21 protein-coding genes, 1 tRNA gene and 1 pseudogene are annotated in these 18,366 nt (G+C 72.6%); 14 read left to right on the forward strand and 9 right to left on the reverse strand.

What is annotated here, in order from left to right; genetic code table 11:
* Nucleotides 1-51 precede the first annotated feature (51 nt).
* Genes ACIGXE_RS02825 through ACIGXE_RS02835 form a run of 3 tightly spaced genes read left to right on the forward strand, consistent with a single transcriptional unit; the run spans nucleotide 52 to nucleotide 4,838 of the window.
* On the forward strand, nucleotides 52-1,254 hold the full coding sequence (locus ACIGXE_RS02825) for an HpcH/HpaI aldolase/citrate lyase family protein (RefSeq protein ID WP_399741989.1): 1,203 nt from the start codon (nucleotides 52-54) through the stop codon (nucleotides 1,252-1,254).
* 18 nt (nucleotides 1,255-1,272) lie between these two features.
* Entirely contained in the window at nucleotides 1,273-3,954 is a 2,682-nt protein-coding gene (locus ACIGXE_RS02830; protein ID WP_399741992.1) for a phosphoribosyltransferase domain-containing protein, read from the forward strand.
* Nucleotides 3,951-4,838 (forward strand): HAD family hydrolase, encoded by an 888-nt coding sequence (locus tag ACIGXE_RS02835; protein WP_399741994.1) that lies wholly within the window; start codon nucleotides 3,951-3,953, stop codon nucleotides 4,836-4,838. The genes ACIGXE_RS02830 and ACIGXE_RS02835 overlap by 4 nt, the downstream gene beginning before the upstream one ends.
* On the opposite strand, the gene ACIGXE_RS02840 is transcribed toward ACIGXE_RS02835, so the two are convergent.
* Nucleotides 4,801-5,427, reverse strand: a complete 627-nt coding sequence (locus ACIGXE_RS02840) for a DedA family protein (protein WP_399741997.1) — start codon at nucleotides 5,425-5,427, stop codon at nucleotides 4,801-4,803. The genes ACIGXE_RS02835 and ACIGXE_RS02840 overlap by 38 nt on opposite strands.
* Nucleotides 5,428-5,536: 109 nt before the next feature.
* Here ACIGXE_RS02840 and ACIGXE_RS02845 point away from each other — a divergent pair, with 109 nt between their 5' ends.
* The 3 genes and pseudogenes from ACIGXE_RS02845 (at nucleotide 5,537) to ACIGXE_RS02855 (ending at nucleotide 7,935) form a co-directional block, all read left to right on the forward strand.
* Nucleotides 5,537-6,658 carry a sensor histidine kinase gene (locus ACIGXE_RS02845; RefSeq protein ID WP_399742000.1) on the forward strand — a complete coding sequence of 374 codons (1,122 nt, stop codon included), beginning with the start codon at nucleotides 5,537-5,539 and terminating at the stop codon, nucleotides 6,656-6,658.
* Nucleotides 6,649-7,299 (forward strand): response regulator, encoded by a 651-nt coding sequence (locus ACIGXE_RS02850; protein ID WP_399742003.1) that lies wholly within the window; start codon nucleotides 6,649-6,651, stop codon nucleotides 7,297-7,299. Before ACIGXE_RS02845 ends, ACIGXE_RS02850 begins: the two co-directional genes overlap by 10 nt.
* A 173-nt stretch (nucleotides 7,300-7,472) precedes the next feature.
* Nucleotides 7,473-7,935: pseudogene (locus tag ACIGXE_RS02855) on the forward strand (MarR family transcriptional regulator).
* 113 nt (nucleotides 7,936-8,048) lie between these two features.
* Here ACIGXE_RS02855 and ACIGXE_RS02860 read toward each other — a convergent pair.
* Both ACIGXE_RS02860 and ACIGXE_RS02865 read right to left on the reverse strand, forming a co-directional pair.
* Entirely contained in the window at nucleotides 8,049-8,258 is a 210-nt protein-coding gene (locus tag ACIGXE_RS02860) for a zinc ribbon domain-containing protein (protein ID WP_399742005.1), read from the reverse strand.
* Nucleotides 8,259-8,267: 9 nt separating this feature from the next.
* On the reverse strand, nucleotides 8,268-9,572 hold the full coding sequence (locus ACIGXE_RS02865) for a hypothetical protein (protein WP_399743709.1): 1,305 nt from the start codon (nucleotides 9,570-9,572) through the stop codon (nucleotides 8,268-8,270).
* Between the two features lie 220 nt (nucleotides 9,573-9,792).
* Between ACIGXE_RS02865 and ACIGXE_RS02870 the strand changes: the two genes are divergently transcribed.
* The 3 genes from ACIGXE_RS02870 (at nucleotide 9,793) to ACIGXE_RS02880 (ending at nucleotide 10,919) form a co-directional block, all read left to right on the forward strand.
* Nucleotides 9,793-9,867: transfer RNA gene (locus ACIGXE_RS02870), tRNA-Val, on the forward strand.
* 340 nt (nucleotides 9,868-10,207) lie between these two features.
* Nucleotides 10,208-10,489 carry a hypothetical protein gene (locus tag ACIGXE_RS02875; RefSeq protein ID WP_399742007.1) on the forward strand — a complete coding sequence of 94 codons (282 nt, stop codon included), beginning with the start codon at nucleotides 10,208-10,210 and terminating at the stop codon, nucleotides 10,487-10,489.
* A 10-nt stretch (nucleotides 10,490-10,499) separates the two neighbouring features.
* Nucleotides 10,500-10,919, forward strand: a complete 420-nt coding sequence (locus tag ACIGXE_RS02880) for a DUF6578 domain-containing protein (RefSeq protein WP_399742010.1) — start codon at nucleotides 10,500-10,502, stop codon at nucleotides 10,917-10,919.
* Between the two features lie 185 nt (nucleotides 10,920-11,104).
* Here the strand turns inward: ACIGXE_RS02880 and ACIGXE_RS02885 are convergent, their stop codons facing one another.
* On the reverse strand, nucleotides 11,105-11,653 hold the full coding sequence (locus ACIGXE_RS02885; protein ID WP_399742012.1) for a GNAT family N-acetyltransferase: 549 nt from the start codon (nucleotides 11,651-11,653) through the stop codon (nucleotides 11,105-11,107).
* Between the two features lie 393 nt (nucleotides 11,654-12,046).
* On the opposite strand from ACIGXE_RS02885, the gene ACIGXE_RS02890 reads away from it, so the two are divergent.
* Nucleotides 12,047-12,424: a hypothetical protein gene (locus ACIGXE_RS02890; RefSeq protein ID WP_399742015.1), complete on the forward strand. Its 378-nt coding sequence runs from the start codon at nucleotides 12,047-12,049 to the stop codon at nucleotides 12,422-12,424.
* A gap of 72 nt (nucleotides 12,425-12,496) precedes the next feature.
* Here the strand turns inward: ACIGXE_RS02890 and ACIGXE_RS02895 are convergent, their stop codons facing one another.
* Nucleotides 12,497-12,997, reverse strand: coding sequence for a YfbM family protein (locus tag ACIGXE_RS02895; protein WP_399742019.1), 501 nt, complete (start codon nucleotides 12,995-12,997; stop codon nucleotides 12,497-12,499).
* A 269-nt stretch (nucleotides 12,998-13,266) separates the two neighbouring features.
* Between ACIGXE_RS02895 and ACIGXE_RS02900 the strand changes: the two genes are divergently transcribed.
* Both ACIGXE_RS02900 and ACIGXE_RS02905 read left to right on the forward strand, forming a co-directional pair.
* Nucleotides 13,267-13,896 carry a DUF4231 domain-containing protein gene (locus tag ACIGXE_RS02900; RefSeq protein WP_399742022.1) on the forward strand — a complete coding sequence of 210 codons (630 nt, stop codon included), beginning with the start codon at nucleotides 13,267-13,269 and terminating at the stop codon, nucleotides 13,894-13,896.
* A gap of 9 nt (nucleotides 13,897-13,905) precedes the next feature.
* Nucleotides 13,906-14,712, forward strand: a complete 807-nt coding sequence (locus tag ACIGXE_RS02905; protein WP_399742025.1) for an MBL fold metallo-hydrolase — start codon at nucleotides 13,906-13,908, stop codon at nucleotides 14,710-14,712.
* Here ACIGXE_RS02905 and ACIGXE_RS02910 read toward each other — a convergent pair.
* Nucleotides 14,654-15,418 (reverse strand): GntR family transcriptional regulator, encoded by a 765-nt coding sequence (locus ACIGXE_RS02910; protein ID WP_399742028.1) that lies wholly within the window; start codon nucleotides 15,416-15,418, stop codon nucleotides 14,654-14,656. The two genes, ACIGXE_RS02905 and ACIGXE_RS02910, sit on opposite strands and share 59 nt — an antisense overlap.
* 193 nt (nucleotides 15,419-15,611) lie before the next feature.
* Here ACIGXE_RS02910 and ACIGXE_RS02915 point away from each other — a divergent pair, with 193 nt between their 5' ends.
* Nucleotides 15,612-15,836 (forward strand): hypothetical protein, encoded by a 225-nt coding sequence (locus ACIGXE_RS02915; RefSeq protein WP_399742030.1) that lies wholly within the window; start codon nucleotides 15,612-15,614, stop codon nucleotides 15,834-15,836.
* A 194-nt stretch (nucleotides 15,837-16,030) separates the two neighbouring features.
* Complete coding sequence (locus ACIGXE_RS02920) at nucleotides 16,031-16,288, forward strand: DUF2277 domain-containing protein (RefSeq protein WP_399742033.1); 258 nt, start codon at nucleotides 16,031-16,033, stop codon at nucleotides 16,286-16,288.
* Here the strand turns inward: ACIGXE_RS02920 and ACIGXE_RS02925 are convergent.
* From ACIGXE_RS02925 to ACIGXE_RS02935, 3 genes are all read right to left on the reverse strand, one after another.
* Nucleotides 16,248-16,937 carry a DedA family protein gene (locus ACIGXE_RS02925; protein ID WP_399743712.1) on the reverse strand — a complete coding sequence of 230 codons (690 nt, stop codon included), beginning with the start codon at nucleotides 16,935-16,937 and terminating at the stop codon, nucleotides 16,248-16,250. The two genes, ACIGXE_RS02920 and ACIGXE_RS02925, sit on opposite strands and share 41 nt — an antisense overlap.
* A gap of 123 nt (nucleotides 16,938-17,060) precedes the next feature.
* Nucleotides 17,061-17,534: a DoxX family protein gene (locus ACIGXE_RS02930; RefSeq protein ID WP_399742036.1), complete on the reverse strand. Its 474-nt coding sequence runs from the start codon at nucleotides 17,532-17,534 to the stop codon at nucleotides 17,061-17,063.
* A gap of 170 nt (nucleotides 17,535-17,704) precedes the next feature.
* Complete coding sequence (locus tag ACIGXE_RS02935) at nucleotides 17,705-18,355, reverse strand: HNH endonuclease family protein (RefSeq protein WP_399742039.1); 651 nt, start codon at nucleotides 18,353-18,355, stop codon at nucleotides 17,705-17,707.
* Nucleotides 18,356-18,366: the final 11 nt, after the last annotated feature.

The following is an 18,366-nucleotide window of genomic DNA, read 5'->3' on the forward strand; positions in this document are numbered from 1 at the left end:
TATTACCGGCCACATGTCGTCAGGGTCGTCCAGGCCAGTCGGGGGAGATACATGCGTCATTTCGGGCACATCCCGTCCGCGGTGCGGAACGGGCTGTTCCACCAGGAGCCGGCCGCGTTCACGGCCGACTCCGACTCGCGCACGCTCGCCGTGGCCCTCGGGGCCACGCTCTACAGCCCGGCCACCCGGCCACGGCTCGCCGACGCCGTGCGCAAGCAGGCCGCGCGCGGAGTCGTCTCCATGGTGCTCTGCCTGGAGGACTCCATCAGCGACGCCGAGGTGGAGGCGGGCGAGGCCAACCTGGTCCATCAGTTCGCCGACCTCGCCGCGCAGGCGCCCGGCGACGCTGCCGCCGACCTGCCCCTGCTCTTCATCCGGGTCCGCGAACCGCACCAGATCACCGACCTTGTCGCCCGGCTCGGCGAAACGGTCCGGCTGCTGTCCGGATTCGTACTGCCGAAGTTCACCGAGACCCGCGGCCGCCCCTTCCTCGAAGCCCTGACGCTCGCCGAGCAGGCCTGCGGCCGCCGGCTCTTCGCCATGCCCGTCCTGGAGTCCCCCGAGCTGCTCCACCTGGAGAGCCGGGCCGAGACCCTGGCCGGCATCGCCTCCCTCACCGGCAAGTACCGCGAGCGCATCCTCGCCGTCCGCCTCGGCGTCACCGACTTCTGCTCCAACTACGGGCTGCGCCGCTCGCCCGACATGACCGCCTACGACGTCCAGATCGTCGCCGCCGTCATCGGCGACGTCGTCAACGTCCTCGGCCGCTCCGACGGCAGCGGCTTCACCATCACCGGACCCGTCTGGGAGTACTTCCGGCCCGGCGAGCGCATGTTCAAGCCCCAGCTGCGCCGCAGCCCCTTCCTGGAGGGCCGCGCCGAGGACCTGCGCACGGCCCTCATCGAGCACGACCTCGACGGGCTGCTCCGCGAGATCGAGCTCGACCGCGCCAACGGACTCCTCGGCAAGACCTGCATCCACCCCACCCACGTCCTGCCCGTGCACGCGCTCTCCGTGGTCAGCCACGAGGAGTTCAGCGACGCCCAGGACATCCTGCGGCCGGAACGCGGTGGTGGCGGCGTGCTCCGATCCGCCTATACGAACAAGATGAACGAGGTGAAGCCGCACCGCGCGTGGGCCGAACGAACCCTGCGGCGCGCCGAGGTCTTCGGCGTCGCCCGCGAGGACGTCGGCTTCGTGGAGCTGCTCACCACCGGCCTCGCCGCCCTCACGGCCGGCCGGCCCGACAGCTGACGAAGGGACGACAACGACGTGGTGTGGACCGGAACCTGGGTCGCGGAGCGACTGGGCGTCGAACTGATCGGCGACGAGGCGCTGCCCGACCTGCTGGGCCTCGCACTGCGTCGCAACCCCAAGCGCGCCCATCTGCTCGTCTCCAACGTGCTCGGCAAGCACGTGCCGCAGCGCCCCTCGGTGGTGCGGGACGCGGGCCACGACCTGGGGGCACGGGTACGGAAGCTGCTCGGCGACGAGGAGGCGGCCCGGGCCGTCGTCCTCGGCTACGCCGAGACCGCCACCGGGCTCGGCCACAGCGTCGCCGACGGCCTGGCGCTCGCCCCCTACCTCCACTCCACCCGGCGCCCGGTCGCCGGCGTCGCCGCCGCGGGCGGCTTCGAGGAGTCCCACTCCCACGCCACCTCCCACCTCCTGCTCCCCGAGGACCCGAAGCTGCTCGCCGGCGACGGCCCGCTCGTCCTCGTCGACGACGAGTTCTCCACCGGCAACACCGTCCTCAACACCATCCGCGACCTCCACGAACGCCACCCGCGCGAGCGGTACGTGGTCGTCGCCCTGGTCGACATGCGCGGCCCCGCCGACCGCGCCCGCCTCTCCGCCTTCGCCGCCGAGCTCGGCGCCCGCGTCGACCTCGTCACCCTGGCGGCCGGCACGGTCGGCCTGCCGGACGGCGTCCTCGCCAGGGGCCGGGAACTGGTCGCCCGACACGAGGCGGCCGCCGTCCCCGGCCCGCGCCCGCCGCGCCGGGCCCCCGTGCGCGTCGAGCTCCCGTGGCCGGCCGGTGTGCCCGACGGCGGGCGGCACGGCTTCACCCCCGACCACCGCGCCCGTCTGGAGGCAGCGCTCCCCACCCTGGGGAGGCGCCTCGCCGAGGCCCTCGGCCACCCTCACGCCCCGGCCCGCGAGACCGGTGCCGCGGCCCACCATCCCGCGCCGGCCCGTGACACCGGCGCCCTGGCCCCCCAGCCCGACGCTGCCGCATGCGCCACCGGGCAGCCCGCCCCGCGGACGCCCCGCCCCGCCGACGGGCCGGCCGCCGACGGGCCGGCCGCCGACGGGCCGGCCGCCGACGGGCCGGCCGCCGACGGGCCGGCCGCCGACGGGCCGGCCGCCGACGGCGTCGCCCGCCCCCGCCCCCGCGTCCTCGTCCTCGGCTTCGAGGAGCTCATGTACGCCCCGCTGCGGCTCGCCGAAGAGCTGGAGCGCGCCGGGGCCGACGTCCGGTACTCCACCACCACCCGCTCGCCCGTCCTCGCCGTCGACGACCCCGGCTACGCCATAAGGACCCGGCTCGTCTTCCCCGCCCACGACGCCCCCGCCGACGGCCCCGGCGAGCGGTACGCCTACAACGTCGCCGGCGGCGGCTTCGACGCGGTCGTCGCCGTCGTCGACTCCGTCGCCGACACCCCCGAGCTGCACGCGCCGGACGGACTGCTCGCCCAGCTCGCCGCGCACATACCGCACGTCGTGCTCGCCGTCGTCCCCTCGTACGTACCCCAGGCCCCCGGAGCTCCCGAAGCGCCCCAGGCCCCCGAAGCTCCCGAAAGGAGCTCCATGCTGCCCGAGCCCCTCCGCGGCCCCGCCTTCTCCTCGTACGCACCCGAGGAGGTCGGCTGGCTACTCCAGGACCTCTCGGACGTCGAGCTCGAAGCGCCGACCGAGGAGCGCGAAGAGGCCATCCAGAGCGGCGGCGCCCACTACGCCGAGTCGCTGCCGGTCGAGTACCAGCCCGACGCGCGCTACCAGGAGCTGTTCCACACCGCCCTGGACGCCTCCGCCGCCCGGATCGCCCGCGCCGTCGGCACCGTCACCGAGACCGTGCTCGCCGAGCGGTCCCCGCGGCCCGTCCTGGTGTCGCTGGCCCGCGCCGGCACCCCCGTCGGCGTGCTGATGCGCCGCTGGGCGCGGCACCGGCACGGCCTGGAGCTCCCGCACTACGCCGTCTCCATCGTCCGCGGCCGCGGCATCGACGCCAACGCGCTGCGCTGGCTCGCCGCGCACCACGACCCCGCCGACGTCGTCTTCGTCGACGGCTGGACCGGCAAGGGCGCCATCACCCGCGAGCTCACCGAGGCCCTCAGGGACTTCCCCGGCTTCCACCCGGAGATCGCCGTCCTCGCCGACCCCGGCTCCTGCGTCCGCACCTACGGCACCCGCGAGGACTTCCTCATCCCCTCCGCCTGCCTCAACTCCACCGTCTCGGGCCTGATCTCGCGCACCGTCCTGCGCTCCGACCTGGTCGGCCCGCACGACTTCCACGGCGCCAAGTTCTACCGGGAGCTGGCCGGCGCCGACGTGTCCGGCGCGTTCCTCGACGCCGTCGCCACCCGCTTCGACGAGGTCACCGGCGCCGTCGACGCCGACGTCAAGGAGCTCCTCGCCGCCGACCGCACCCCCACCTGGGAGGGCTGGGCGGCCGTCGAACGGATCAGCACCGCGTACGGCATCAACGACGTCAACCTGGTGAAGCCCGGCGTCGGCGAGACCACCCGGGTGCTGCTCCGCCGCGTGCCGTGGAAGATCCTGGCCCAGCGGGGCGCGGGCGCCGACCTGGCGCACGTACGGCTGCTCGCCGAGCAGCGCGGCGTACCGGTGGAGGAGGTCGACGACCTGCCGTACAGCTGCGTCGGGTTGATCCACCCCCAGTACACGCGCGGGGCGACCGGCGCCGACGGCCGGGCGGTGGTGTCCCGATGACCGCCGACCGCAGCGTCCTCGTCGCCAGCGACCTCGACCGCACCCTCATCTACTCCACCGCCGCGCTCGCGCTCGGCATGCCCGACCCGCAGGCACCCCGGCTGCTGTGCGTCGAGGTCCACGAGTCCAAGCCGCTCTCGTACCTGACCGAGGACGCTGCGGCCCAGCTGCGCGAACTCGCCGCCGAGACCGTCTTCGTGCCGACCACCACCCGCACCCGCAAGCAGTACCAGCGCATCCGGCTGCTCGGCGACACCACCCCCGCGTACGCGATCTGCGCCAACGGCGGGCACCTCCTCGTCGACGGCGTCACCGACCTCGACTGGCACGACGGCGTACGCCGCCGGGTCGCGGACGCGTGCGCCCCGCTCGCCGAGATCCGCGCCTACTTCACCGCCACCACCGACCTGTCCTGGGTGCGCAAGCACCGGGTCGCCGAGGACCTGTTCGCCTATCTCGTCATCGAGCGCGAGCGGATGCCGCGGGACTGGCTGGAGCGGTTCACCGAGTGGGCGGGGGAGCGCGGCTGGACGGTGTCGCTGCAGGGCCGCAAGGTGTACGCCGTGCCGAAGCCGCTCACCAAGAGCGCGGCCGTGCGCGAGGTCGCCCGCCGCACCGGCGCCACCCTCACCCTGGCCGCCGGCGACTCGCTCCTCGACGCCGACCTGCTGCTCGCCGCCGACCGGGGCTGGCGCCCGGGCCACGGCGAGCTCGCCGACACCGCCTGGACCGCGCCGCACGTCGAGGCGCTGACCGAGCGGGGCGTGGCCGCGGGCGAGGAGATCGTGCGCCGCTTCCGGGCGACGGCCGCGGCCCACACGGCACCGCGGATCAACGCCCCGCGGATCAACGGCGAGCCCGCCGCCCTCCCGGACCCCGCCTGACCGCCCGTACGAGCCGGAGGGCCACGAGACCCGCGGCCGCCGCGAGCGCTGTGACGAGCACCGCCTTCGAGTAGACCGACACGTAGTCGGTGACCTGCGCCCAGTTCTCGCCGAGCACATGGCCGGCGAGGACGAAGGCGGTGTTCCACAGCGCGCTGCCGAGGGTCGTCAGGGCGAGGAAGACCGGCAGCGGCATCCGCTCGACCCCGGCCGGCACCGAGATCAGGCTGCGGAAGATCGGCACCATCCGGCCGAACAGCACCGCCTTCGTGCCGTGCCGCGCGAACCACGCCTCCGTACGCTCGATGTCCGCCACCTTCACCAGCGGCAGCCGCGCGGCGATCGCCAGCACCCGCTCCCGCCCGAACAGCGCCCCCACCCCGTACAGGGCCAGCGCGCCGATCACCGACCCGGCGGTCGTCCACAGCAGCACGGCGAGCAGGTTCATCCGCCCCGTGGAGGCGGCGAAGCCCGCCAGCGGCAGGATCACCTCGCTCGGGATGGGCGGGAAGAGGTTCTCCAGGGCGACGGCGAGGCCCGCGCCGGGCGCGCCGAGGGTGTCCATGAGGCTGTTGATCCAGGTCTCCATGGCGTCGACGCTAGAAACCCACGGCTCGCGGGGGACTGCTGCCGGCCGTAGGGATGGGTGTGGAAATCCGCAGGGTGCGCGCGGCCGCGGCGGGCTAGCGTGGACGATCATGAAGCACTTCGCCCGGGCGACCCGTCCGGCCGGGACGGTGGCCGCCCTCGCCCTCGGCGCCGTCCTCGCGCTCCTGGAGGCGGTGGCCGGACTCCTGCTGCTCCCCCTCCTGGCGTGGCCGCGCGGCCGGCGCGCGGCCACCGGCGCCGCGGAGCGGCTGGTACGGCTGGAACGGTGGCGCCTCGACCGCCTGCTGGGCGTCCGGCTGCCCCCGTACGGGCAGCGGCGCACCCTCGCCTACCTGACGGCGCGCTGGCCGCTCGGCCTGCTGGGCGGGGTGGTGCTGAGCTGTGCGCTCATCGGCACCGGGTATCTGCTCTTCGCCCTCGCCGGCTGGCTGTTCGTCGACCTGCGGCAGCCGTTGACGGTGGTGCTGGGCGGCCTGGGCGGCCTGCTGCTCCTCTTCCTCTCCGCGCAAGGGACCGGCCAGGTCGCGCGGATGGAATCGGAACTGGCCACGCGCCTGCTGGGCCCCAGCCAGTCCGACGCGCTGGAGGCCCGGATCGCCGAACTCGCCGCGAGCCGCGCCGAGATCATGGACGTCGTCCACGAGGAACGCCGCCGCATCGAGCGCGACCTGCACGACGGCGTCCAGCAACGACTCGTCGCCCTCGGCATGCTGATCGGCCGCGCCCGCCGCGGCCAGGACCCCGGGCGCACCGCCGAACTGCTGCGCCAGGCCCACGAGGAGAGCCGCCGAGCCCTGGCCGAACTCCGCGAGGTGGCCTGGCGGGTGCACCCCGCGATCCTCGACCAGGCCGGCCTGCGCCCGGCCCTGGAGGCGGTGGCGGAGCGGAGTCCGCTACCGCTCCGCCTGACCTTCGCCGTACCCCGCCCCCTGCCCAGGTCGGTCGAGACGGCCGCCTACTTCCTCGTCGCGGAGGCCGTGACGAACGTCGTGAAGCACGCGGGGGCGAGCGGAGTGGACGTACAAGTGATCTGGGAGGACGGCGTGTTGGACGTACGGGTACGGGACGACGGCGCGGGCGGCGCGAACGCCGCGACGGGCAGCGGCCTGGCCGGACTGGCGAGCCGGGTGGCCGCGCTCGACGGACGGTTCGCGGTCGACAGCCCGGCGGGCGGCCCGACGGTGATCGGGGCGGAGCTGCCGTGCGTGTGATGCTCGCCGAGGACTCGACCCTGCTGCGCGAGGGACTCGTACGGCTGCTCGCCGAGGAGGGCCACGAGATACGGGCCGCCGTCGGCACGGCCGTCGAACTCCTCGCCGCCGTCGAGGCCGACCCGCCGGACGTGGTCGTCGCCGACGTCCGCATGCCGCCCACCCACACCGACGAGGGCCTGCGCGCCGCCCTGGACATCCGCGCCAGGCTGCCCCAGGTGGGCGTCCTGGTGCTCTCGCAGTACGTGGAGAAGCGCTACGCGACGGAGCTGCTGACCGACGGCACCGGGGGCGGCGTCGGCTACCTCCTGAAGGACCGCGTGGCCCAGGTCGACGACTTCCTGGACGCCCTGGACCGGGTCGGCCAGGGCCGCACCGCCTTCGACCCGGAGGTCGTCCGCCGCCTCCTGGCCCGCTCCACCCACACCGACCCCCTGGCCCGCCTGACCCCCCGCGAGACGGAGGTCCTCGCGGCGATGGCCCAGGGCCACACGAACGCGTCGGTGGCGGAACGGCTGCACGTGTCGCGGAGCGCGGTGGAGAAACACATCAACGCGATCTTCGACAAACTGCAACTGACGGGCAGCAGCGAGGGATACAGCAGGAGGGTCCTGGCGGTACTGAGATACCTGGACAGCTAGAGTCCCGTACCCGCTGCCCGCTGCCCGCTGCCCCCCCTGCCACCGGCCTGGCCGGGCGTGGCCGCCCGGAAGATCACGCGCTTGTCCTCAAGCGCACTTGAGGTCCTAGCGTCTCCGTAGGGCCCGCACGGGGTGCGGGTCCGGGTATCCGAAGCGCCAGGAGGGGACAACACATGCCGACCCAGCAGATCTCCGACGCCGGCCTCGCCGGACAGCCCGCCGCCTATTGGACGGGTCTCGCCTACGAGGCGCTCATCGCGTACACCCGGGCCCAGTTGGTCGAGAAGGGCTACTCACAGCCCCAGTTCTGGCTGCAACCTGTCGAAGAACGACATCTCGCCCGACGGCGAGGGGATGACCGTGCCCGAGCTGCGGGAGGCCATGGCCTCCTACATCCGACCGGAGGACGACCTGTCGGCGGAGGCGGAGGTGCTCCTGGAGCGCGGCTGGGTGACCAGGGACGCGGAGGACCGGCTGTGGCTCACCGCGGAGGGGGAACAGGCCCGCGTCGACATCGCACGCAACGCCCCCGCGATCCGCGCCGCCCTGCACGAGGGGATCGACGACAAGGACTACGTCACCACGCTGAAGGTGCTCCAGCGCCTGATCCGCAACGCGGGCGGAACGGCCCCGTGAGGGACGGCCGCCTCAGGGCCGAGCGCCCCTGACGGGACGGCTTCCTGGCGGCCCGAGTGCCCGAGCGGGGACGCCCGACGCCCGCGGGCACCGCAGTAGTGCCAAGCCCCGCCCTAGCCGCAGCAGCCCCCGCCGCAGCAACCCCCGCCACCGGCGGGCGGGCCGCTCTGCGCGGCGGTGCCGCCGACGGCGACGGCGGAGAGCATCTTGACGGTGTCGTCGTGCCCGGCGGGGCAGGAGGCGGGGTCGCCGGACTCGGCCATGGGCCGGCTGAGCTCGAAGGTGTCGTCGCAGGTCCGGCAGCGGTACTCGTAACGAGGCATGGGCACAGGTTACGGCTTGCCGCGCTCCTCACGAATCCGTTCGACGACCTGGCCGGCGGTCGCGCGGATGGCCTCCAGCTCGGTGAGGAAGGCCCAGTAGTCGGGGTGGCGGCCGCTGTCGAGGGTGCCGACGGCACGGTCGAGCCGGGCCACGGCCTCGTCGAGGGGGCGCGCGTGCCGGGGGTCGGGGGTGGTGCGGCCGGCCATCGCGAGCCGCTGGGCGTCGCGTACGACGAAGCGGGTGCGGTCGATCTCGGCCTGGGGGTCCTTGGCGACGGCATTGAGCCGGCGGAGCCGCTCGCCGGCGGCGGAGACGCCCTCGTCGGCGGTGTTGAGCAGGGCGCGGGTGGTGGCGAGCAGGGCGGTGGCGTCGGGCCAGCGCTGCTCGGCGCGCGCCTTCGCGGCCTCGGCGAGCCGCTCCTCGGCCTGGTGGGCGGCGGTGGCGGCCTGCTCGGGCACGTGCTGGAGGTCCTGCCAGCAGGCGGCCGAGAAGCGACGGCGCAGTTCGGAGAGGACGGGCTCGACGCCCTCGGCACGGGTGGCGAGGGCCTGGGCGCGGGTACGGAGGGAGACGAGGCGCTTGTCGATCTCGGCGGCCCGCTCGGGCAGCCGGGCGGCCTCGGCCCGCACGCCCTCGGCCTCCCGCACGACCGTGTCGGCGCGCTGCAGCGTCTCGCTCACGCCATGCCGCCCGGCCCCTTCGTTGAGCTTGGTCAGCTCGGGGCCGAGGGCGGCGAGGCGCCCGGCGAGATCGTCGGCGCGCAGGCCGGCCTCGCGGGTGGCGTCGAGAGCACCGCTCGCGGCTCGGAGCGCCTGTCGCGCCCGCTCGACGGCGGGGGCGAGCCGGGCCAGCTGGGTCTCGGCCCGGCCGAGCAGCGGCGCGAGCCCCTGCTCGAAACGGTCGAGCTCCCCCTTGACGCGTACGAGCTCGTCCTTGGCCCGCTCCAGCTCGGTACGGGCGCGGCCGGCGGTGGCGGCGTCCAGCTCGACGCGGTCGAGGTCGTGGGCGTCGACGGCGGTGATGTAGGTGTGGCTGACCTCGTCGATCCGCCGGCCGAGCGCCGCGAAGCCCTCGACGGCGCGGCGGGCGTCCGCGGAGTCGTCCACGGCGGTGATCGTCTCGATGGAGATGACCAGCCCGCGCTGGGCGGTGTCGAGCTCGTAGAACGCGGCCGCGGCGGCGTCCTTGGCGGCCTGCGCCTCGGCCCGCCGGCTCTCGTCCCGCCCCCCGAACCACCGCCGCGTCCCCCCGCTGGCGAAGGCCTGCGGCAACAGCGCGCCGACCAGCAGCGGCAAGGCGAGCGCCAACCGCAGCGTGCCGGTGATCCCGGGCGCCGTCCCACCCCTGTCCTCGGTCGCCGCCACGATCCCTCTCCCGTGCTGTGTCCGCCGCCGTGCCCGGTCCGCTTCATTCTCCCACCAGCTATGGACGAAGACACGGCCCGATCAGTTCACCCCGCACCCGACCCACTACACCCCGGTATCGGTTTGCGGGACCCACCCGTCGGCCATGTACGCTGTTGCCTTATTCCACGGGTGCGTAGCTCAGGGGTAGAGCGCTGCTCTTACAAAGCAGATGTCGGCGGTTCGAAACCGTCCGCGCCCACCAGGACAAAGGCCCCCGCAGCATCGCGCTGCGGGGGCCTTTGACGGTAACAACCGACGGCAGTAGCTCACTCAGGACTGCGCCGGGCCAGCGCCGCAGCGGCCGGTTCAGGTGCTCCATCGGCTCCCTCCGGTGATCGTCGGAGACGTGGGTGTGGTGTCGATGTTCACCGTGACGGCGATCTGCGAGTGGCCCAGGATCTCCGTCATGAGCCGCGCTGCACACCGGCGGCGGACAGGAGCGTGGTGCACCCGTGCCGGGCGGCTTGCGGGCGGATGCGGGGAGTCGCCCCCTCCGAGATGGGGGAGGACGAGCGGGTGAGGCTCGGCTGTACGGTCACCGTGTGGACGAAGAACCAGTGATCATCAAACTCACGCGTGACCAGGCATTCGTCCTGTCCGACTGGCTTTATGAAGTCATGATGCAGTCCGACAAGCTGGACGCCATCGTGTCGGACCGAGCGGTCTGGTCGGGGATCTACGCGATTTCCGGAACGTTGGAGACGACCCTGCCCGAGGTGTTCATGCCTGACTACGCCAGTCGCCTGGAGCGGGCGAGGCAGCGTTTGTTGGAGGCCGTAGGCAGCGACGATGACGGCGAAGCGGGGGCGGCGGTTACTCCGTGACAATGACACCGTGACGTTGACGATCTGGGTCGATGACTGGCAGATGCAGTGCTGCGGAGAGAGCTTCTCGCCAGGGGACGTCGTCTCGTGGACGCTGTTGGATGTCGATCCGGAGGACTACGCCGACGTCGTCGGTGGCGAACGTGCGGCCGAGATCGACTTTCGGGAAGAGCACCACGGCCAGGAGGAGGGGCACGTGCCCACCTCGGTGGAGGTGGTGTCGATCGTCGAGGTGCACTGCCGTTACGGGGTACCCCCGGGCGCCACGGACAAGGCGAACTACCCCGTTCCGGGCACGACCGTACAGGTTCCGGTCGAGAAGGCGGACGGGTGGGCGAAGGCCAGGCCGGACGTGAGCTTCGCGGGCTACCTGGTGACCGCCCGGCGTGTCGCCGACCTGCCGGAAGGTGCGGCTGCTCGCGGCCAATGAGGGAGCCGGCGGATGCGTGCCGGGCACGGGCCAGATCGGGATGCCGGCGGTTCGTAACCGTCCGCGCCCGCCGGTTGTCGAAGGCCTCCAGTTGATCAGGATTGGGGGGGCTTCGGCGTTCACGTGCGTTGGTGGGGGACGGGCAGGGGGGGGCGGGGTCGGGCGGGCTTGGGTAGTTCCGGGGATTACCGGGGTGGTGTGGGGGAGGGGCGGACGCCGAGCCATTGTTCTGCGTCGTATTCCTCGAAGCGTTCGACCTCGGTGAAGCCCAGCTTTGTCGCGAGGCGCATCGCGCGGGCGTTGGCGGTCTGGGTGGAGAGGATCACCGGCTCGTCGGGGAGCGCGGTGGTGAACCAGTCGAGGACCGCCGTGCACGCCTCCGCGGCGTAGCCGTGGCCCCAGGCCGCCGGCAGGAACATGTAGCCGAGCTCGGCCTCTCCGGCCTCCGGGCGGACGTGGCCCGGGCGCTCGGCGGCGCGGCGGTCGAGGGTGATCATGCCGATCATCGACCCGTCGAGAGTGACCACGAAAAGGCCGGGGCGCCGGCCGGGCACGTCGGGCATCGCGCGATCGAGCTCCTCGCGCGGGCGGGCGCCGCCGACGTAGGTGCCGACCTCCGGTGAGGCGAACAGCTCGATGAACGCCGTACGGTCCCGGGCCTCGGACGCGCGGAGCTCGAGCCGTTCGGTGCGTATCGGCGCGGGAGGCCAGGCGGCGGAGCCGAGTTCAGTCATGTCGGCAACCTATCGCATGGTCATGTGGGGTGAACTGGGGTGAAGTTGATTGCACGTCAGTAGTCGGTCACCTGGGACGTGTCTGCGTTCAAGCGGGGCGGATACGACTTCGGGGCGCTTTGGGATTGTTCCTGCGGGACGGTTGAGACGCGTTTTTGGTGTGATTTGAACGCGTTTTTGGGGTGTTTTGGGTCAGGTGATAGCGGTCGGTTCGGAAAGGCGGAGGTCGAGTTATCAGGGTGTCGTCAATTCGGCGTCAGGTGATCGGTATTTTCTCGGTCTCCGGGGCTTGGTCGGCCTAGCGTTCAGCTGCTCGTCACAACATCCTGGCGACGGCGGACAATTTCCGGCATTTTCGGGCCCTTCGTCGCCCTCAAGCGAAAGAGGGAACACATGGGCAGGTCCAGGTTCGCTCACATGGCCATGGTCGCCGCGGTCGCCGCCGCCGTCGTCGTCACTTCGGCGGGGCCGGCCTCCGCCGTGTCCGACAAGACCATCTATCTTCCCGACGGTCGTGGCTACATGAAGTTCATCGACGACGGTGACGTCTTCGAGATCTGTGACACCAAGGCCGACGGTCACGGCGTCAAGGGTGTGCTGAAGAAGCAGTACCTCACCGGGAACATCTCCACGATATTCACCGAGGAGGACGGCGGCGACGCGGGCTGCGACAAGCACCCTTACAACATCGGGAACGACGGCTGGTACCAGATGGAGCTCACGTGGAACGGCGGCGGCGGTCTCGTCGAGTCCGGGTGGTTCAACGAGTAGAGCGGAATTCCCCGCCGGCTCGTTTCTCCCGGGAGCCCCTCGCCGTGCGGCGAGGGGCTGCCGCGGTCGGCGTCAGTCCAGCCAGACGATCAGGGCGTCGCCTGCCGCAGCCGCCGCGCCCACGTACTCCCGCAGGTCCTCGAACCAGTCCCGGCCCCACTCCAACGACGCCCGGTCCTCCCAGCCGAGCGGATAGATCTCGGCCGCCGTCAGCTCCTCCGGCTCGACCCCGTCGAGGAGTCGGCTGTACGTCAGCCGGGTCAGCGCCTCCGCCGCGACGCCGACGCGGAAGGCGGGGATGTGGCGGGGCGGGCCGTAGCCCCAGTCGTCGGCTTCGCCGAGGGCCTCCTCGCCGTGGACGACGTCCACCGGGAAGTCCGCGCGCCGCAGCAGGAAGTCCAGCAGGTGCCACGACTGGTACGTCGAGAAGTGCCGGGCCTCGGCCGGTGACGGCTCGCGATCCGCCTCGGCGTCCTGCGTCTCCGCGATGTGGTCGAGTGCCCAGTTCGGATCCGCGATCGCGCGCTCCAGTTCCGCCGCCGTCACACGGAAGTACTCACCGATCATGCTCATGGGGGGATGGTAGGGAGCAGGTCTGACAGGTGGGTCTGACAGGCAAGGCTGACAGGCAGGGCTGACAGGCAGGGCTGACAGGTGGGAATGAGCAGGGCTGACAGGTGGGGATGAGCGTGGCGCCGGCCGTGGGCGTCGGCCGTCGAGTTCGGTGGGAGGGGCTGGTCGGGGGCCTGGTCTGGCCTCGGGCGGGGGTGCCGGCGCCCGGTTTCGGTTCTGGTGGTGGGTCGCCTTGACGTGCTCGCGTCGTGGGGGATGTACTCCAGCGCATGGAAGACCTGGGGGACGCGCCCGAAGTCGGGGCGAGCAAGGGGCGGATGACGCCCGAGACGTACATCGACGGGCGGCTCGCGCAGTACCAGGAGTGGTACGACCGCAAGGCCACCAAGATGAAGGCCATGCATCTGCGGATGCGGACCGTGTCGGTGGTCGGTGGTGCGCTCGTGCCCGTGCTCGTGAACCTCGACATGGGGTTCGCGCGGATCACCGCGACCGTGCTCAGTCTCGTCGTGGTCGCCTCCGTGTCGCTCGAGAGCGTCTACCGCTATCGCGAGCAGTGGAAGAACTACCGGTCCACCGAGCAGTTGCTCGGGCACGAGCGGGTCTACTTCGCCGCCCGCGTCGGGCCGTACCACGGTCTCTCCGACCGGGACTCGTTCACGACGCTCGTTGCGCGCGTGGAGAAGGCCATCGCCAGCGAGAACTCCGCGACGCTCAACGTCATGACCCTCGGCGGGCAGGTCAGCGCCGAACTGCAGCAGTACGGGCTGCCCTCGCAGCGGACGGGGGACGCCGACGCTGCCTCCCCCGGCGCGGCGGCGCAGGTGGCGGCGGCCGTGGACGTGGAGGTGACCGCGGACGTGGAGGGAGCGGCCCGGGGCAAGGCCGTGTCCTCCTAGACTCTCCGCATGGGCAGTTCGCTTCGCCTCACCGTGCTCGGCTCCGCCACCCCGTATCCCGCCGCCGGCAATCCCTGCTCCGGGTACCTCCTCGAGGGCGGAGGCGTCCGCGTGTGGATCGACGCCGGCAGCGGCACGCTCGGGGAGTTGCGGCGGTACGTGGGGCTCGGCGAGCTCGACGCCGTGTGGGTCTCGCATCTCCACGCGGATCATTCCGCCGATCTGCTCACCGCCTACTACGGGCTGCTCTACGCCGATGTCCGGCGCGACGCGCCGCTTCCGCTGTTCGGGCCGCCCGGGATCGCCGACCGGCTCGCCGGATTCCTCACCAACGGGGCCACGCGCAGTCCCGTCGAGCGCGCCTTCGAAATCGACGAGCTGCATGACGGGCACGTCGTGCGGCTCGGTGGGCTGACGCTCGTCAGCCGCCGTGTCGAGCACGGCGGGCTGGACGCGTTCGGGGTGCGGGTCGAGGGGTCCGACGGCGCCGTGCTCGCCTACTCCGGGGACAGTGAGCCGTGTCCTTCGCTCGTGGAACTCGCCCGGGACAGCGGGCTGTTCCTGTGTGAGGCCGATGGCGAGGGCGAGGGGCACCACTCGCCCGAGGAGGCCGGGCGCAGCGCCGCCGAGGCCGGGGTCGAGCGGCTGCTCGTGACCCACGTCGGGCCCTCGATCACTCCCGAGGCGGCCGTCCGCCGGGCCGCCGCGGAGTTCGGCGGGCCCGTCGAGTACGCGGGCCCCGGGCGGTCGTTCACGGTCACGCGTCGAAGCCGTACTCCAGGACGTACGACGACGAGTCCAGCGTCATCTCGTTGAGCTCGACCGGAACTCCGGCCTCTGTGAAGGCCGTTCGGGCGATCAGGATCACCGGTGTGCCGAACCCCAGGTCCAGGCGGGTGGACTCCTCCGCCGTCGGCATCCGGCAGCGGATCTCCTCGCGGAAGTGCACCGGCCGGTGGCCCAGCTCCGTGAGCCGGGCGTAGGTGCCGCCGGGGCCGGTGTCCGGCTCCGTGATGGCGGTGCCCTCGGCGAGCCGGGCCGGCAGGTACGAGACCGAGAGCAGCACCGGCTTCTCGTCCAGCACGAAGCGCCGGCTGCGGACGCAGACCGGGTCGTCCGCCGTCGCCAGGTCCAGCACCCGGGCCACCCGCGGCCCCGCCGGCGCGGCCGGGGTCACCTCGATCTGGTCCACCACGAGGGCACGGTCCTCGATGTCCGCCGACCAGACCGAGCGCCCGTTGCCCCAGTGGTCCCGGGCGAGCCTCGGGATGCCGCGACGGCGCAGCGGCCGGAACGAGCGGACGAAAACCCCGGCTCCCTTACGGGCCTCGGCGAGGCCCTCGTTGCGCAGGACGGACAGGGCCTGGCGGGCGGTCATCCTGGCCACGTCGTACGTGGACATCAGATCGTTCTCGCCGGGGAGCCGGTCCCCCGGCGCGAAGTCGCCCGCCTGGATCGCGGTTCTCAACTCGTCGGCGATGCGCTGGTACTTGGGCCGACGACCGCTTTCCTGGTCAGTCATGGGTGGACCACTCCCTTCCGTGTGCGGGACACCCTACGGCGCACTTCTCGGCCGCCGTGCACACGTGTGCGCCGTCCTGCGTCGCCGATCCGTCCTTCGGGGGACATCTCTAGAGATGCGTTGACAGAGGGGGGTCTCAGGGCTTCTCTGGGTGTATCTATCTGATCTCTGTGAAAACGGAACGGAGGGATACGTGCAGCCATTGCCCGAGGTCGGTGACCTCGTCCATGACGCCGCCACGGGGCGGGTCGGCTTCTACGTCGACAGCGTCGCCGGCCGCTTCCTGATCCGGCCCGTCCACGGCGGCCGCGAGTGGGAGGCCGATCCCGCCGACGTCCAGCTCGCCACGCCCATGCGGGAGCTGCGCGCCCGCGCCGCCGAGATCAACGCCCGGAGCCGGCGAAGTCTCGGGCCCTGAGGACCTCAGGGACGTCGCGTCTCCGCACGCCGGCGTTCGACAGTTGGCTGGGGCTGGGGCTGGGGCTGGGGCTGGGGCTGGGGCTGGGGCTGGGGCTGGGGGCTGGGTGGCTGTGGCTGGGTGGCTGTGGCCGGGGCTGCGACGGCTGAGGCGACGGCGGTGGCGTTGTCAGTGGGGCGCGTCACACTGGAGGCATGTGCCGCAGCATCAAGACACTCCGACCGCCCGCCCTGCCCCACGAGGCCACCGAGGACGACGTGCACGCCGCCGCGCTGCAGTTCGTCCGCAAGGTCTCCGGTTTCCGCGCGCCCGCCGCGCACAACCGGGAGGTGTTCGACCGGGCCGTGGAGGAGATCGCGGAGGCCACCGCCCGGCTCCTCGGAGGGCTCGAGATCCGCGGGGCCCATCCGGTCAGGACGCCGGAGCGGGAGCCGCAGCCGGACGCCGTATGACATAGGCCGCCAGTGTGCCCGCCAGGAAGAGCGCGAGGACGGGTACGCAGGCGCCGAGCCAGGTCGCGCCCAGCCAGCGGCCGCCGAGCCAGCCGAGGCCCACGCCGTACGTCGCCCAGATCACGGCCGCCAGGGCCGACCAGGGCAGGAAGTCGCGCAGCCGGCGCCCGGTCGCGCCCGCGCCCAGGGAGACCACCGAGCGGCCGGCGGGGGCGAAGCGGGCCAGCACGACGAGCAGGCCGCCGCCGCGCGCCAGGGTCTCGCCGAGACGTTCCTGCGCCGCCGTCAGGCGGCGGGAGCGGGCCACGAGCCGGGCGATCCGGCTGCCGCCGCGCCGGGCCACCCGGTACGCGGCGAGGTCGCCGAGCATCGAGGCCGTGGCCGCGCAGAGGAGGAGCGGGAGCAGGGAGGGGGCGTACGCGGCAGCCGTGCCGGCCGCGTCCGCCGAGGCCGCGGTCGTGGCAGAGGCCGTGCCCGCGGCCGAAAGGGAGGTGGTCGCCGCGGAGGCCGCCGTCGCGGCCGTGACGACCAGGATGCCGCTCGGCAGCACCGGCAGGAAGACGTCGAGAAGGATCGACGTCGTCACCGCCGCGTAGATCCACGGGCCCGCGGTCAGCGACTGCAGTGACCACCCCGTGCTGTCGAGCACGTTCACAGCGCCAGAGCCTACGCGGGGACCTGCGCCGGAACGCCGACCGGGGCCGGAAACCGCTGTTCGGCGGTTCCCGGCCCCGGCCCTGTTCCAGTCCTGTTCCTGACTCAGGGGGCGTGGTCAGGCGGTGACCGTCGAGGGCTTCTCGCCCGACCGCTCGCCGGAGCCGGAGGCCGCCGTGCCGCGCGTGCCGAAGAGGCCGTCGAGCCCGAGCGCGCCCGAACCGGTGAAGACCAGCAGCAGGAAGGCCCAGCAGAACATGGCCGCCGCCTCACCGCTGTTCTGGAGCGGGAAGAGGGCCTGCGGCTGGTGGACGTCGAAGTACGCGTACGCCATCGAGCCGGAGGCCACGAACGCCGCGCCGCGCGTGCCCAGGCCCACCAGGACCAGGCCGCCCGCGACGAGCTGGATGACCGCCGCGTACCAGCCGGGCCAGGTGCCGCTCGGGAGGGTGGCGCCGCTGCCACCGGCGCCGCCGAGTACTCCGAAGAGGGAGGCGGCGCCGTGGCAGAGGAAGAGCAGACCGATCACGATCCGGAAGAGGCCGAGCGCGTAGGGCTGGGCCTGGTTCAGGCGGCTCGTAAGCGAATTCATGAGGGGGAGGACTCCTTCGGTCTGGCCGGGCGGAACGCTCGACCGTGGGGACGGGAACCGACGAGGTCCACAGGTTAGGCATCCCTCACTAGTGCTTGCAAGTTCAACATTCGGCTCTTTCGTACCGCCGGTTTTCAGCCGCCTGTTTCCGGCTGGGCCGGCGACGCGCCTCAGCAGCCGTTGAGGATGGACTGGAGGGCGCTCTTCTCCGCCGAGTCGACGCTGAGGGCGTAGTAGTACTTGACCTGCACCCACATCCGGGCGTACGTGCAGCGGTACGAGGTGACCGAGGGCAGCCACTCCGCCGGGTCCTGGTCGCCCTTGGCCTGGTTTACGTTGTCGGTGACCGCTATGAGCTGTGGGCGGGTCAGGTCGTTGGCGAAGGCCTGGCGTCGGCTGGTCGTCCACGCGTTGGCGCCCGAGCGCCAGGCCTCGGCCAGCGGGACGACGTGGTCGATGTCCAGGTCGGAGGCGGCGGTCCAGGTGGCGCCGTCGTACGCCGAGTACCAACTGCCGCTCACCGAGGCGCAGCTGGAGTCGGTCACGACGTTCACGCCGTCGCGCTTGAGGACCACCTCGCGGGTGTTGCAGGTGCCGGACTGGGTGATCCAGTGGGGGAAGAGGTCGCGGCTGTAGCCGGTGGAGGAGCCTTCCGCCTTCACGGTCAGGGCGGCGAGGTACGTGCGGGCGGTGGCGGCGCTCACCGGGGTGGGCGGGGCGGCCTCCGCGGCCGGTGCCGTGGTGAGGAGGCCGGCGACGGTCAGGGCGACGGAGGCGGCGAGGGTGGCGGTTCGACGCGCGTAGACACCTGCGACGGACATCTGAACTCCCT

The sequence above is a fragment of the Streptomyces sp. NPDC053431 genome (assembly GCF_044544925.1).
Taxonomy (GTDB): domain Bacteria; phylum Actinomycetota; class Actinomycetes; order Streptomycetales; family Streptomycetaceae; genus Streptomyces.